We start from the raw sequence: 13,434 nt of genomic DNA on the forward strand, positions 1-13,434 counted from the left end.
GGCTTTCGCCAATCTCCAACGCCGAAAGGATGAGCGGGGCGCGAAAGCTGCTGATCTCCCCCCTAGAGGGGGAGATGTCCGGCAGGACAGAGGGGGGCGCCGTAGAGCGCTGGCCTTGCCAGGCTGCCACTCTCTCGCTGTCATCATTCCATCGCCCGCGACCATGATCTTCTCCCGAAGACCGCCGCCTCGCCTATTTGCCCGCCACCAGCGCGAGCGCGCGGATCGGGCTGCCGGTGCCGTGCTCGATCTTGAGCGGCGCGGCGATCAATATCGCGCCTTTCGGCGGCAGCTGGTCGAGGTTGCAGAGGCTGGCCAGCCCATAGCGGTTGGCCTTGTGCATCAGCGTGTGCGCCGGGAACGGCGGCTCCATGCCGCCGGCCTTGCCGGCGTCGGTGCCGATCGTCTCCGAGCCCCAGCCCTTGATATCCTTGGCTATCAGGAACTGGATGGCTTCCGCCGTCGGGCCGGGCGTGTGCGGGCCGGTCTCGTTGGCGTTGAGGAACTCGGCTTCCGAGCCGTTGCGCTTGTACCAGTCGGTGCGCATCACCACCCACTCGCCGGGATTGATGGCGCCATGCTGGGCTTCCCAGGCCTTGATATGGTCGACGGTGAGCAGGAAGTCGTGGTCGGCCGCCGACTCCTTGGAGCAGTCGATGACGTTGACCGGGCCGATGAAATTCTGCGCCGGAATGGTGTCGGTGGCGCCGTCCGGATAGTCCTTGCCGGTGATCCAGTGCTGCGGCGCGTCGAAATGCGTGCCCGAATGCTCACCGAGCTTCAGCCAATTCCAGGCCCACCACGGGCCGTTCTTGTCATATTTGGAGATCTCGTGGATCTCGACCTTCGGCGTGTCGACGGCGAGTTCCGGCGGCAGCTTGATCAGCGGCGTATCGGGACCGAGCGGCGCCGTCAGGTCGACCACCTTGATGGCGCCCGAGAGCAGCTGGCCGGCGACCTCGCCGAGGAGTTTCTGCGTGTCCATGGTCTTTCGTTCCCTCTTGTCGGTGATCATCAAGGCTCGTTGCGGCCCTTAATATACCTACTAGACGAAAACATATGCATCTGCAATTATCTTTAAGCATAAAGCATTTTTGGGGCGGGGCGTGAGCGAGTTCGACGCCATCTTTGTCGGGGCGGGCCATAACAGTCTGGCATGCGCCGCGCATCTGGCGCTCAAGGGCTGGAAAATAGCGGTTTTCGAGCGCAGCGAGGCGACCGGCGGCGCGGTGCGGACCGCCGAATACACGCTTCCCGGCTTCCGGCACGATTTCGGCGCGATGAACCTAAGCCTCTTCGCCGGCTCCGCCTTTCACCGGAAATATGCAAATGAATTGAAAGGCCACGGGCTGGAATTCGCGCCGGTGGGCGACTGTTTCGCCAGCGCCTTTCCGGACGGGACATGGTTCGGCGTCAGCAACGACCTCGAGAAGACGGCGGCGCGGCTGGCCGCCTTCTCGTCGGCGGATGCAGCCGCATGGCGCCGCCTGGTCAGCGCCTTTCCAGGGGAAGCCGAACATTTGTTCCGCCTGCTGGGCTCGCCGATGAGCGCAAAAGCGCTGGCCGGCACGGGCTGGAACCTGTGGCGCAAGAAGGGCATCGCCGGCGCTCTCGATACGGCTCGATTGCTGCTGTCATCGCCTCGTGCCTGGCTCGAGGAAAATTTCGAGACGCCGCATGTGCGCACGACCCTCGCGGCCTGGGGCATGCATCTCGACTTCGCGCCCGACATCGCCGGCGGCGCCGTGTTCCCCTATTTGGAATCGATGGCCAACCAGAGTTTTGGCATGGTGCTGGGCAAGGGCGGCGCCGACACCATCATCCGCGCGCTGGCCGGCATGGTGACGGCGGCCGGCGGCAAGATCACGACCGGCGCGGACGTCGCCGAGATAACGGTTTCCGGCGGCAAGGCGACCGGCGTGCGGCTGGCATCCGGCGAAATCCATAGCGCGACCAAGGCCGTCATTGCCGGTGTCGCGCCGAAGGCGCTGCCGGGCAAGCTGCTGCCCAATGGCTCCGGCGACGCCGGCTTCGATGCGGCGATGAAGAAATTCCGTCATGCGCCGGGCACGATGATGATCCACCTCGCGCTGGACGACCTGCCGGACTGGAGCGCCGGCGCCGAACTTCGCCAGTTCGCCTATGTGCATCTGGCGCCGTCGCTCGACGCCATGTCGCGTGTCTACCAGCAGGCGATCGCCGGCCTGCTGCCCGACCAGCCGGTGCTGGTCGTCGGCCAGCCGACGGCGGTCGATCCGTCGCGCGCGCCGCACGGCAAGCATGTGCTGTGGGTGCAGGTGCGCATGCTGCCGGCGGAGATCCTCGGCGATGCCGCGGGCAAGATCGCCCCCGCTCACTGGGACGCGGTCAAGGACGCCTATGCCGAGCGCGTGCTCGACATCATCGAAAGCTACGCGCCGGGATTGGCCAAGAAAATCCTCGGCCGTGCGGTGTTCTCGCCGCTCGACCTGGAGCGCGAGAACCCGAACCTTGTCGGCGGCGACCAGATCTGCGGCAGCCATCATCTGGCGCAGAATTTTCTCTTCCGCCCGGCGCGCGGCTTCGCGCGCTGGAGCACGCCGGTCTCGAACCTCTTCCTCACCGGCGCCGCGACATGGCCCGGCGCCGGCACGGGCGCTGGCTCCGGCTTCATGCTCGCCCAACAGTTGGGAGGGAACTAGAGCATGATCCCGAACCGAAGGTCAGCGAACGCAAAAAGTGGGAACCGGTTTTCGGAGAAAGATCATGCTCCAACAAAGAGCTAGAATTCCGGGATGGACAAGCGCGGTTGCCCACCACCGAATGAAAACGCCGCGCGGACAAATGACAACCAACAAGGGGAACGACCATGACCATCAACAGACGCGACTTGCTCGGATATAGCGCGGCAGCGATTGGCGCCGCCACGCTCGGCCTGCCGAGGGCGGCAAAGGCGGCGGACGAGCTCACCATCGCCTACAATGTCAACCTGCCCTCCTGGGATCCGACAACCGGACCCTCGGCGGTGAACCCGACCATCCAGGGCCTCTACCAGTCGGTGTTCGACCAAATCATCGGCCAAAAGCCGGACCTTTCCTTCACGCCCGGCCTGCTCACCGAATGGGGTTGGAACGACGACCGCACCAAGGTGATGATGACGGTGCGTGAGGGCGTGAAATGGCATGACGGCTCGCCCTTCACACCCGAAGACGTGGTGTGGTCGCTGACACGGGCCGGCGACGAGAAGACCGGCAACCCGATCCAGTTCGTCTGGAAGAACGTCAACAATTTCAAGATCGACGGCAACAAGATCACCGGCGACGTCGTGCAGTTCGATCCGGTCTATTTCAAGTGGATGTCGTTCCTGACCGGCTACATCCTGCCCAAGGCCTATTACGAGAAGGTCGGCGCCGAAGGCTTCGAGAAGGCGCCGATCGGCACCGGCCCCTATATGGTCGACAAGTTCGAGCGCAACGCCTTCCTGCGGCTGAAGGCCAATCCGAACTATTGGGGCACCAAGCCGGCGTTCGAGAACGTGACGATCAAGTTCGTCACCGACGCGGCAAGCCGTGTCGCCGAGATCGAATCCGGCTCCTCACAGGTGACGCTCGAAATTCCCTATGAGGAATATGACCGGCTGATCGCCAAGGACGGGCTGGCCGGCTCAATCAAGAACGTTTCCGACATCGGCATGATCTTCTTCAACGACATCGAGGCGATGCTGGACAAGAACGTCCGCCAGGCGGCTGTGATGGCGGTGGACAAGGATCTGCTGGTCAAGCGGCTGCTGCGTGGCTACGGTCAGCCGATCGCGACGCTGGAGACGCCGGAATACACGGCCTTCGATCCGTCGATCAAGGTCGAGCACAATCCGGACAAGGCCAAGGAGTTGCTCGCCGCTTCCGGCTATTCGCCGGAGAAGCCGGTGAAGTTCACCATCCAGACGACCAAGGGCTTCAAGCCCAAGGACTACGAGATGATCCAGGCGATCGTCGGCATGTGGCGCAAGGTCGGCATCGAGGCCAATATCGAGGTCTACGAGATCGCCAAGCACTATGAGCTGCGCGCCGCCGACAAGCTGGCGCCGGCCGCCTTCTACAACTGGGGCAATTCCATCGGCGACCCGACCACCTCGACCGGCTTCGCCATGTACGGCCCGAGCCCGCATTCGGTGTGGGACAGCCAGGACCTGATCGACATGATCAACCCGCTGTGGGGCGAGAAGGACGAGGCCAAGCGCATTGCCGGCTGGAAGGCCGTCGACAAATACATCGCCGAACAGGCCTATGTGCTGCCGCTGATGCAGTATGCGCAGCCGATCGTGCACTCGAAGAAGGTCAATGTCGTGCAGCACGTGTCCGGCGCGCTGCTGCCGGCGCTGATGACCCCGGCGGCCTGATCGTCGGTCTGGGATTGCCACGCGCGCCGTCCGCAAGACGGCGCGCATTTTCATCCAGGCATATGGGCACATGCTGCTGCAGAGATTCCTCGTTCGTCTGCTGACGATGCTGGTGACGCTTTTCGGCGTCGCCATCGTCGTCTTCGTCGTCATCCGCGTCGCGCCCGGCGACCCGATCGCGATGATGCTGCCGCCCGGCGCCAGCAATGACGACATTGCGCGGCTGCGCGCGCTCTACGGGCTCGACAAAAGCATCGTGCAGCAGTTTTTCATCTGGCTCGGCGGCGTGCTGCATGGCGATTTCGGCACGTCGATCTCGCTGCGCCAGGACGTGCTCGGGCTGGTCTTCAACCGGCTGCCGGCGACGCTGGAGCTTGCGACCGTAGCGCTGCTGACGGCGATCGCGATCGGCGCCACGGCCGCGATCCTCGGCGCGCGCTCGCGCGGCACGGCGGTCGAAGCCGGCATCGACATCGCCAGCGGCGCGACGCTCTCCATCCCCGATTTCCTGTGGGGCCTTGTGCTGATCCTTTTGTTCGGCGTGCTTATCCCCGTGTTCGATATTTCCGGCCGGGTGTCGCCGCAGTTGGACCTGCCTTTCGTCACCCAGTTCTACCTGGTCGAGAGCATCCTTCGGCTCCGCTTCGACCTCACCTGGGACCTGCTCAAACACATGCTGATGCCGGCGGTCGCGTTGGCGCTGCCGCTGGCGGCGATCATCGCGCAGCTCCTGAAACAATCGCTGAAGGAAGTGCTCGATCTCGACTATGTCGTGTTGGCCAGGGTCAAGGGTTTTTCCGAGACGCAGGTGATCCTGCGCGAGGCGCTGAAGAACGCGGCGCTGCCGACGCTGACGCTGGTCGGCGTCCAGTTCACCTTCCTCATCGGCGGCACCGTCATCGTCGAGCGGCTGTTTTCCTATGAGGGCCTCGGCAACATGGCGATCGACGCCGTCATCAATCGCGACCTGCCGCTGATCCAGGGCATCGTGCTGGTGTTCGCGCTGCTTTTCGTGCTGATCAACCTTGCCGTCGACATGATGTATGCGCTGCTCAATCCGAGGCTGCGCCATGGATGATGCGCGCATCGTCCGACGCGGCTTGAGCCCGCGACTGTGGCTGGCCGGCGGCTGGCTGCTGCTGGCGCTGCTTGCTGCCATTTTCGCGCCGCTGATGGCGCCGCAGGACCCGCTGGCGCAGGACCTGATGCTGGAGCGCCTGCCGCCGTTCTGGCTCGACGGCGCCGAGCCGGGCTATTGGCTGGGCACCGACAGCCTCGGCCGGGACCTGCTGTCCCGCCTGATCTTCGGCGGCCGCATCGCCTTCATCGTCGCCTTCGCCGCCGCGACGTCGGCCTGTCTCCTCGGCTCGGCGCTGGGGCTGATCGCCGGCTATTTCGGCGGCTGGCCCGACCGCATCATCTCGCGCATCGTCGATGTCTGGATGGCGTTCCCGCCGGTGCTGTTCGCGATCCTTCTGGTCGCGGTGCTGGGCACGGGGCTCAGCTCCGTCATCCTCGCCATCGCGATCATCGACTGGACACGCTTCTGCCGGGTCATCCGCGCCGAGGCGATGAGCCAGGCACGCATGGATTATGTCGAGAGCGCGCGCATCGCCGGCTATGGCCACGTCGGCATCATGCTGCGCGAGGTGCTGCCCAATGTGCTGCCGTCGGTGATGGCGCTGTTGTCGCTCGAAATGGGCATTGCCGTGATCGTCGAGGCGATCCTCTCCTTCGTCAATCTGTCGATCTCGACCGACGATCCGACCTGGGGCGGCATCATCGCCGAGGGGCGGCTGTCGATCCACCAGGCCTGGTGGGTGCTGGTGTTCCCGCTGATCACGCTGATCCTCACCGTGCTCTCCTTCAGCCAGTTCGGCGAAGCGCTGAGGGCGCGCTTCGACCCGGTGCTGCGATGAGCGCGTGCCTCGACATCCGCCGCTTGAGTGCCGTGCTCCCCAACGGCCAGCGCGTGCTGCGCTCGGTGTCGCTCATTGTCCAGCCGGGCGAAGTGCGCGCGCTGGTCGGCGAGAGCGGCGCCGGCAAGACGATGATCGGCAAGGCGGTACTCGGCGTCCTGCCGAAAAGCGTGCGCGTCGTCGAGGGCGATATGCTGATCGAAGGCGAGGATCTGGGGCGGCTCGACGCCAAGGCGCGGCGGAACCTGATCGGCGCGCGCACGGCGCTGATCCCGCAGGACCCGCAGACCGCGCTCAACCCGTCGCGGCGGATCGGCCCGCAGATGACCGACCGGCTGGTGCGCATCCTCGGCTGGAGCGCAGAGAGAGCCGACAAGCGCATCCGGCAACTGCTCGACGAGGTGCAGATCCGCGATCCCGAGCGCGTGCTGAAAAGCTATCCGCATGAGCTCTCCGGCGGCATGCGCCAGCGCGTGCTGATCGCGGCGGCCTTCGCGGCGGAGCCGAGGCTGGTCGTCGCCGACGAGCCGACGACTGCGCTGGACGTCACCGTGCAGAAGCAGATCCTGCGGCTGATCGCGCAACTGCAGCGCGATCATGGCACGGCGATCCTGTTCGTCACCCATGACCTCGGCGTCGTCGCCAAGATCAGCCAGAAGGTCTCGGTGCTCTATGCCGGCAAGGTGGTCGAGGAGGCCGATACCGCGCAGCTCTTGGCGGCCCCGCAGCATCCGTACACGCGCGCGCTGATCGCGGCGACGCCGCGCTACACCGATCCGTATGCCTCGCTGAAGCCGGTGGACGAGAGCGTGCTTGCCGGGCTGGCGGCCGAGATCGCCGCCGCCGACAAAGGCTGGAGGCCCGGCCATGGCTGAGCCGCTGTTTTCCGTACGCGGGCTGAAGGTGGCGCTGCCCGACATGACGCGCAAGCCGCTGATCGGCCGGGCGCCGCTGGCTGGAATCCTCACGGGGCTGGACTTCGACCTGCCCAAGGGATCGGTGACCGGTATCGTCGGCGAGTCCGGCTCCGGCAAGTCGACGCTCGGACGCGCGCTGGTCAGGCTGCTCGAGCCGAGCGCCGGCACGATCAGCCTTGAGGGGCGCGACATCGGCCATCTTTCGGAAGCCGAGCTGAGGCCACTTCGCCGCGACCTGCAGATGATCTTTCAGGACCCGATGTCGTCGCTCAACCCGCGCCACACGATCTTCAGCATCATCGCGGCGCCCTTGAGGCAGAACGGGCTTGGCGACAGGCTGAAGGAACGCGTGGCGGAAGCCCTGCATCGCGTCGGCCTGCCACAGACTTTCGCCAGCCGCTACCGGCATGAATTGTCGGGCGGCCAGCGCCAGCGCGTCGGCATCGCGCGGGCGCTGGCGCTGGCGCCGAAATTCGTGCTGGCCGACGAAATCGTCTCCGGCCTCGACGTCTCGACACAGGCGCAGATCCTCACCTTGCTGGAAAAATTGGCGGCCGAGATGGGACTGACGGTCGCCTTCATCAGCCACGATTTGTCGGTGATCCGGCGGCTCTGCCAGCAGGTCATCGTCATGCGCGAGGGTCGGATCGTCGAAATGAGCGCCACCGACACGCTGTTCGAGAACCCGAGGGAGGCCTACACGCGCGACCTGCTCGCCGCCATTCCGCTGCCGGAGGTCGATCCGGACTGGCTGCAGCCAGCAGCGAAGGCGCCTGAATGAAGTGAGCTATCCGCACGCCGACCAGCGGGCCTCGGATGTGCGCAAGGACAAGTCAGCCCGCCAACGGAGGGTAACATGAACTACGCAACTCGCGGCGCGATGCTTGCCGCAATCCTGTTCGGCGCAATGGGAACCGCCTCGGCGGATTCGATCCCCGGCATGCGCGGACACGACCATACCGGCATCACCGTGCCCGACATGAAGCAGGCCGTCGACTTCTTCACCAATGTCGTCGGCTGCAAGAAGGCGATGGCGTTCGGGCCGTTCGCCGACGACAAGGGTACCTTCATGCAGGACCTGCTCGGCGTCGATCCGAAGGCGGTGATCGAGGAGATCACCATGGTGCGCTGCGGCTATGGCTCGAACATCGAGCTGTTCAAATACACCGCGCCCGACCAGAAGGACCTGACGCCGAAGAACAGCGATATCGGCGGCTTCCACATCGCCTTCTATGTCGACGACGTCGCCGCCGCGAAGACCTATCTCGAGGGCAAGGGTGTTAAAACCCGGATGGGACCGCTGCCGGTGAAGGAAGGGCCGGCCGCCGGCCAGACCATCCTCTATTTCCAGGCGCCGTGGGGGCTGCAGCTGGAGGCGATCAGCTACCCGAATGGGATGGCCTATGAAAAGGGCGCCGAGACAGTGTTGTGGAGCCCGAAGGATCCGACCAAGTGAAGAACCAAACGCGCCGGCGGCGATCATTCAATTATGAAACTTTAAGCTTGAAATAACTGCCGAGCGGCGCAATACTGAAAATTGGGATCGCCGGCATTGCCGGCGTTCCCGATGCCTTAGAGCGTTTCACGCAATTCCGGACGGAAAACCGCTACTTTTCCCGGAATTGCTCTGGAGGAGATCGCAAGACATGAAGGTTGCGGTTCTCGGCGGCGGACCAGCCGGCCTCTACTTTGCCATCTCGCTCAAGCTGCGCGACGCCGCGCATGAGGTGACGCTCTATGAGCGCAACCGCGCCGACGACACGTTCGGCTGGGGCGTGGTGCTGTCGGCGGAGACGCTGGAGAACCTGACCAGGAACGACCCGGTCAGCGCCGTCTGGATCAAGAAGCATTTCGCCTATTGGGACGACATCGCCGTCATCCATGACGGCGTGCGCACGGTGTCCTCGGGCCATGGCTTCTGCGGCATCGGGCGCAAGCGGCTCTTGGTCCTCTTGCAGCGGCGCGCCCGCGAGCTCGGCATCAAGATGATGTTCGAGACCGATATTTCCGACCCCAAACCCTTCATGGAAACGCATGACCTGGTGGTCGCGGCGGACGGGTTGAACTCGAAATCCCGCGCCACCTTCGCCGATGTCTTCAAGCCGGACATCGACACCCGCAAATGCAAGTTCGTGTGGCTCGGAACGACGCAGAAATTTGACGACGCCTTCACCTTCATCTTCGAGAAGACGGAGCATGGCTGGGTGTGGGCGCATGCCTACCAGTTCGACAGCGAGACCGCGACCTTCATCGTCGAATGCAGCGAACAGACCTGGGCCGCCTTCGGCTTCGGCCAGATGACGCAGCAGGAATCGATCGCGGTCTGCGAGCGCATCTTCGCAAAGCATCTCGGCGGCCATGCGCTGATGACCAATGCCAATCACATAAGGGGTTCGGCCTGGATCAATTTCCCGCGCGTGCTGTGCGAGCGTTGGTCTTACAAGAACCTGGCGCTGATGGGCGATGCGGCGGCCTCGGCGCATTTCTCCATCGGCTCCGGCACCAAGCTCGCGCTGGAGAGCGCGGTGGCGCTCGCCGATTATGTCGAGTCCGAGCCAGACCTCGAAGCGGCCTTCCGCAAATATGAGGATGCGCGGCGCACCGAGGTGCTGAAGCTGCAATCGGCGGCGCGCAATTCGCTCGAATGGTTCGAGGAAGTCGAACGATATCTCGGCCTCGATCCAGTTCAATTCAACTATTCGCTGCTCACCCGCTCGCAGCGCATCAGCCACGAGAACCTTCGCCTGCGCGATGCCGAATGGCTGGCGGGCGCCGAGGAATGGTTCCAGCGCAAGGCCGGCGCCGGCGGCAACAGCCTGCGCCGCGCGCCGATGTTCGCGCCGTTCAAGCTGCGCGACATGACTTTAGCCAACCGCATCGTCGTTTCGCCGATGGCGCAGTACAAGGCGATCGACGGCTGCCCAACCGACTGGCATTTTACGCACTATGCCGAGCGCGCCAAAGGTGGCGCCGGCCTGCTTTACATCGAGATGACCTGTGTCAGCCCGGAAGGACGCATCACGCCCGGATGCCCGGGCTTCTACAAACCGGAGCATGAGATCGCCTGGAAGCGGCTGGTCGATTTCGTCCATGCCGAGACCGAAGCAAAGATCTGCGCCCAGATCGGCCATTCCGGCGCCAAGGGCTCGACCCGTGTCGGCTGGGAGGGAACCGACGTGCCGCTTGCTACCGGCAACTGGCCGGTGATGGCGCCGTCGGCCGTGCCATGGTCGCCGAAGAACCAGATGCCTAAGGCGATGGACCGCGCCGACATGGATCTGGTCCGCGACCAGTTCGTCGCCTCGGCCCAGATGGCCGAACGCTGCGGCTTCGACATGCTGGAGATCCATGCCGCGCACGGCTACCTGCTGTCGGCCTTCATCACGCCGCTGACCAATCGCCGCACCGACGACTATGGCGGCTCGCTGGAAAACCGCATGCGCTATCCGCTGGAGATCTTCCATGCGGTGCGCGCGGTGTGGCCGGCCGAAAAGCCGATCTCGATGCGCATTTCGGCCAATGACTGGGTCGGCATCGAAGGCGTCACGCCTTCGGACGCGGTCGAGATCGCGAAGATGCTGCACGAGGCCGGCGTCGATCTTTGCGACGTATCGGCCGGGCAGACCTCGATCGCCGCCAAACCGGTCTATGGCCGCATGTTCCAGACGCCGTTTTCCGACCGCATCCGCAACGAGGTCGGCATGGCGACGATGGCGGTCGGCAACATCTATGAGCCGGACCATGCCAACTCCATCCTAATGGCCGGTCGCGCCGACCTGGTGGCGCTGGCCAGGCCGCATCTTGCCGATCCCTACTGGACGCTGCACGCGGCGGTGACGCTCGGCGATCGCGGTGTCAAATGGCCCGATCCCTATCTGCCCGGACGCGACCAGATCTACCGGCTGGCCGAGCGCGAAGCGGCTGCGGGGCTCAAAGTATGAGCGCCGCGCGCGAAATCACCGGCAAGCACGCGCTGGTCACCGGCGGCGGTTCCGGCGTCGGCAAGGCCATCGCGCTGGCACTGGCGGCAGAAGGTTTGGCCGTCACCATCTGCGGGCGGCGCGAAGCTGCCCTTGCCGAGGTCGCAAAGGAAAGCGACCGCATCTTTGCTGCCGCCGGCGATGTCACGAACGAAGCCGACATGGCGGCTCTCCACGAGAAGGCGGAAGCCGCGCGCGGACCATTCGACATCGTCGTCGCCAATGCCGGCATGGCGGGCAGCGCGCCGGCGCACAAGACTTCGCTGGCCGACTGGCAGCGCACGCTCGACGTCAACCTCACCGGCGCCTTCTTGACTGTGAAGCCGGCGCTCGCGCGAATGCTGGGGCGCAAACAGGGCAGGATTGTTTTCATCGCCTCGACCGCGGGCCTCAAGGGCTATGCCTATGTCGCGCCTTACGTCGCCGCCAAGCACGGCGTGGTCGGGCTGATGCGGGCCTTGGCCGCCGAGACAGCCAAGTCCGGCGTCACCGTCAACGCCGTCTGCCCGGGCTTCGTCGAAACCGACATGCTTGAGGAATCGGTCCAGCGCATCGTCGAGAAGACGGGACGTTCCACCGATGAGGCGCGCGCGAGCCTCGCGGCGACGAACCCGCAAGGGCGTTTCATCCAGCCGGAGGAAGTCGCGGCGGCGGTGCTTTGGCTGTGCAGCGGCGCCGCGCGATCGATCACCGGGCAGGCGATCTCGGTTTCGGGGGGCGAGACATGGTAGCGGGACCTACGTCCGCCGGACCGGGCAAGGACAGGCTGCGGCTGTGGATACGCCTGCTGCGCGCCGCGCGCACCATCGAGGCCGAGCTGCGCGAGCGGCTGAAGAAGGAGTTCGACACGACGTTGCCGCGCTTCGACGTGATGGCGGCGCTCTACCGCGTGCCAGAAGGCATGCTGATGAGCGACCTGTCGCGCTTCCTGCTGGTGTCGAACGGCAATGTCACCGGCATTGTCGACCGGCTGGTTTCCGAAGGGCTGGTGATGCGCGCGCGGCGCAATGGCGACCGGCGTACCTCCATGGTGCGGCTGACCGAGGAAGGCACGAAATCTTTCGCCGCGATCGCCGCCGCGCATGAGAGCTGGGTCGGCGAGCTGCTCGGCAACGTCAGCGAGGACGAGGCACGGCGGCTGGCCGGCATGCTGAAATCGTTCCGCAGCAATTGGGAGGGACGCGAATGAGCGCCATGGCAAAGCTCAAGCCCAAGCACTTCCTCTGGCAGGTCGACGGTCGGGTCGCGAAAATCCGGCTCGACCGTCCCGAGCGCAAGAACCCACTGACCTTCGACAGCTATGCCGAGCTGCGCGATACGTTTCGCGATCTCGTCTATGCCGACGATGTCGACGCCGTGGTGTTCCTGCCCAATGGCGGCAATTTCTGTTCGGGCGGCGATGTCCATGACATTATCGGGCCGCTGGTGAAGATGGACATGAAGGCGCTGCTCGCCTTCACGCGCATGACCGGCGACTTCGTCAAGGCGATGCTCAACTGCGGCAAGCCGATCATTTCCGCTGTCGACGGCGTCGCGGTCGGCGCCGGCGCGATCATCGCCATGAGCTCCGACATCCGCATCGCCACGCCGGAGGCAAAGACCGCCTTCCTGTTCACCCGCGTCGGCCTCGCCGGCTGCGACATGGGCGCCTGCGCGATCCTGCCGCGCATCATCGGCCAGGGCCGCGCCGCCGAGTTGCTCTATACCGGTCGCACCATGAGCGCCACCGAAGGCGAGCGCTGGGGGTTCTACAACCGTCTGGTCGATGCGGCGGCACTCGAAGCCGACGCGCTCGATTTGGCGGCGCGCATCGTCGCCGGCCCGACCTTCGCGCATGGCATCACCAAGACGCAGCTCAACCAGGAATGGTCGATGGGCCTCGACCAGGCGATCGAGGCGGAAGCGCAGGCGCAGGCGATCTGCATGCAGACCGGCGATTTCGAACGCGCCTACAACGCGTTCGTGGCCAAGGAAAAGCCGGTGTTCGAGGGGAATTGAGGATGTTGTGTCCGTTTAAGAAGGACATGCTGGCGGGACAGCGCCCCCCTCTGTCCTGCCGGACATCTCCCCCACGAGGGGGGAGATCAGCTGTCTTGCCGACTTTCGCCAATCGCCAAGATTGCAGGATCGAGCGGGGCGCCCGAGCTGCTAATCTCCCCCCTTGTGGGGGAGATGTCCGGCAGGACAGAGGGGGGCGCCGTAGAGTGCAAACCTCGCAGAACTGCGGAGGCGAGAATGCC

At 64.9% G+C, this 13,434-nt stretch carries 12 protein-coding genes; 11 read left to right on the forward strand and 1 reads right to left on the reverse strand.

Going from position 1 to position 13,434, the window contains the following annotated elements:
• Positions 1-193 precede the first annotated feature (193 nt).
• Positions 194-985 (reverse strand): cyclase family protein, encoded by a 792-nt coding sequence (locus FJ417_RS32395; protein WP_140786276.1) that lies wholly within the window; start codon positions 983-985, stop codon positions 194-196.
• A gap of 121 nt (positions 986-1,106) precedes the next feature.
• On the opposite strand from FJ417_RS32395, the gene FJ417_RS32400 reads away from it, so the two are divergent.
• The 11 genes from FJ417_RS32400 (at position 1,107) to FJ417_RS32450 (ending at position 13,192) form a co-directional block, all read left to right on the forward strand.
• Entirely contained in the window at positions 1,107-2,681 is a 1,575-nt protein-coding gene (locus FJ417_RS32400; protein ID WP_140786265.1) for an NAD(P)/FAD-dependent oxidoreductase, read from the forward strand.
• Positions 2,682-2,848: 167 nt separating this feature from the next.
• Positions 2,849-4,378: an ABC transporter substrate-binding protein gene (locus tag FJ417_RS32405; RefSeq protein ID WP_140786266.1), complete on the forward strand. Its 1,530-nt coding sequence runs from the start codon at positions 2,849-2,851 to the stop codon at positions 4,376-4,378.
• A gap of 70 nt (positions 4,379-4,448) precedes the next feature.
• On the forward strand, positions 4,449-5,456 hold the full coding sequence (locus FJ417_RS32410) for an ABC transporter permease (protein ID WP_140786267.1): 1,008 nt from the start codon (positions 4,449-4,451) through the stop codon (positions 5,454-5,456).
• Complete coding sequence (locus FJ417_RS32415; RefSeq protein WP_140786268.1) at positions 5,449-6,297, forward strand: ABC transporter permease; 849 nt, start codon at positions 5,449-5,451, stop codon at positions 6,295-6,297. Before FJ417_RS32410 ends, FJ417_RS32415 begins: the two co-directional genes overlap by 8 nt.
• Positions 6,294-7,172, forward strand: coding sequence for an ABC transporter ATP-binding protein (locus FJ417_RS32420; protein WP_140786269.1), 879 nt, complete (start codon positions 6,294-6,296; stop codon positions 7,170-7,172). The genes FJ417_RS32415 and FJ417_RS32420 overlap by 4 nt, the downstream gene beginning before the upstream one ends.
• On the forward strand, positions 7,165-7,995 hold the full coding sequence (locus FJ417_RS32425; protein WP_140786270.1) for an ATP-binding cassette domain-containing protein: 831 nt from the start codon (positions 7,165-7,167) through the stop codon (positions 7,993-7,995). Before FJ417_RS32420 ends, FJ417_RS32425 begins: the two co-directional genes overlap by 8 nt.
• A 75-nt stretch (positions 7,996-8,070) precedes the next feature.
• Positions 8,071-8,670: a VOC family protein gene (locus tag FJ417_RS32430; protein ID WP_140786271.1), complete on the forward strand. Its 600-nt coding sequence runs from the start codon at positions 8,071-8,073 to the stop codon at positions 8,668-8,670.
• 190 nt (positions 8,671-8,860) lie between these two features.
• Positions 8,861-11,155 carry a bifunctional salicylyl-CoA 5-hydroxylase/oxidoreductase gene (locus FJ417_RS32435; RefSeq protein WP_140786272.1) on the forward strand — a complete coding sequence of 765 codons (2,295 nt, stop codon included), beginning with the start codon at positions 8,861-8,863 and terminating at the stop codon, positions 11,153-11,155.
• The gene (locus FJ417_RS32440) at positions 11,152-11,925 is read left to right on the forward strand and encodes an SDR family NAD(P)-dependent oxidoreductase (RefSeq protein WP_140786273.1); all 774 of its coding nucleotides are present in this window, start codon (positions 11,152-11,154) and stop codon (positions 11,923-11,925) included. Before FJ417_RS32435 ends, FJ417_RS32440 begins: the two co-directional genes overlap by 4 nt.
• Entirely contained in the window at positions 11,919-12,383 is a 465-nt protein-coding gene (locus FJ417_RS32445) for a MarR family transcriptional regulator (RefSeq protein WP_140786274.1), read from the forward strand. Before FJ417_RS32440 ends, FJ417_RS32445 begins: the two co-directional genes overlap by 7 nt.
• Positions 12,380-13,192, forward strand: a complete 813-nt coding sequence (locus tag FJ417_RS32450) for an enoyl-CoA hydratase family protein (RefSeq protein ID WP_140786275.1) — start codon at positions 12,380-12,382, stop codon at positions 13,190-13,192. The genes FJ417_RS32445 and FJ417_RS32450 overlap by 4 nt, the downstream gene beginning before the upstream one ends.
• Positions 13,193-13,434: the final 242 nt, after the last annotated feature.

Source organism: Mesorhizobium sp. B3-1-7 (assembly GCF_006439385.1).
Taxonomy (GTDB): Bacteria; Pseudomonadota; Alphaproteobacteria; order Rhizobiales; family Rhizobiaceae; genus Mesorhizobium.

Excerpts from the sequence above, each read along its gene's own strand:
- FJ417_RS32410 (WP_140786267.1), top strand. The coding sequence starts at position 4,449 with ATGCTGCTGCAGAGATTCCTCGTTCGTCTGCTGACGATGCTGGTGACG.
- FJ417_RS32405 (WP_140786266.1), top strand. The coding sequence starts at position 2,849 with ATGACCATCAACAGACGCGACTTGCTCGGATATAGCGCGGCAGCGATT.
- FJ417_RS32395 (WP_140786276.1), bottom strand. The coding sequence starts at position 985 with ATGGACACGCAGAAACTCCTCGGCGAGGTCGCCGGCCAGCTGCTCTCG.
- FJ417_RS32445 (WP_140786274.1), top strand. The coding sequence starts at position 11,919 with ATGGTAGCGGGACCTACGTCCGCCGGACCGGGCAAGGACAGGCTGCGG.
- FJ417_RS32450 (WP_140786275.1), top strand. The coding sequence starts at position 12,380 with ATGAGCGCCATGGCAAAGCTCAAGCCCAAGCACTTCCTCTGGCAGGTC.
- FJ417_RS32430 (WP_140786271.1), top strand. The coding sequence starts at position 8,071 with ATGAACTACGCAACTCGCGGCGCGATGCTTGCCGCAATCCTGTTCGGC.
- FJ417_RS32440 (WP_140786273.1), top strand. The coding sequence starts at position 11,152 with ATGAGCGCCGCGCGCGAAATCACCGGCAAGCACGCGCTGGTCACCGGC.
- FJ417_RS32435 (WP_140786272.1), top strand. The coding sequence starts at position 8,861 with ATGAAGGTTGCGGTTCTCGGCGGCGGACCAGCCGGCCTCTACTTTGCC.
- FJ417_RS32415 (WP_140786268.1), top strand. The coding sequence starts at position 5,449 with ATGGATGATGCGCGCATCGTCCGACGCGGCTTGAGCCCGCGACTGTGG.
- FJ417_RS32425 (WP_140786270.1), top strand. The coding sequence starts at position 7,165 with ATGGCTGAGCCGCTGTTTTCCGTACGCGGGCTGAAGGTGGCGCTGCCC.
- FJ417_RS32420 (WP_140786269.1), top strand. The coding sequence starts at position 6,294 with ATGAGCGCGTGCCTCGACATCCGCCGCTTGAGTGCCGTGCTCCCCAAC.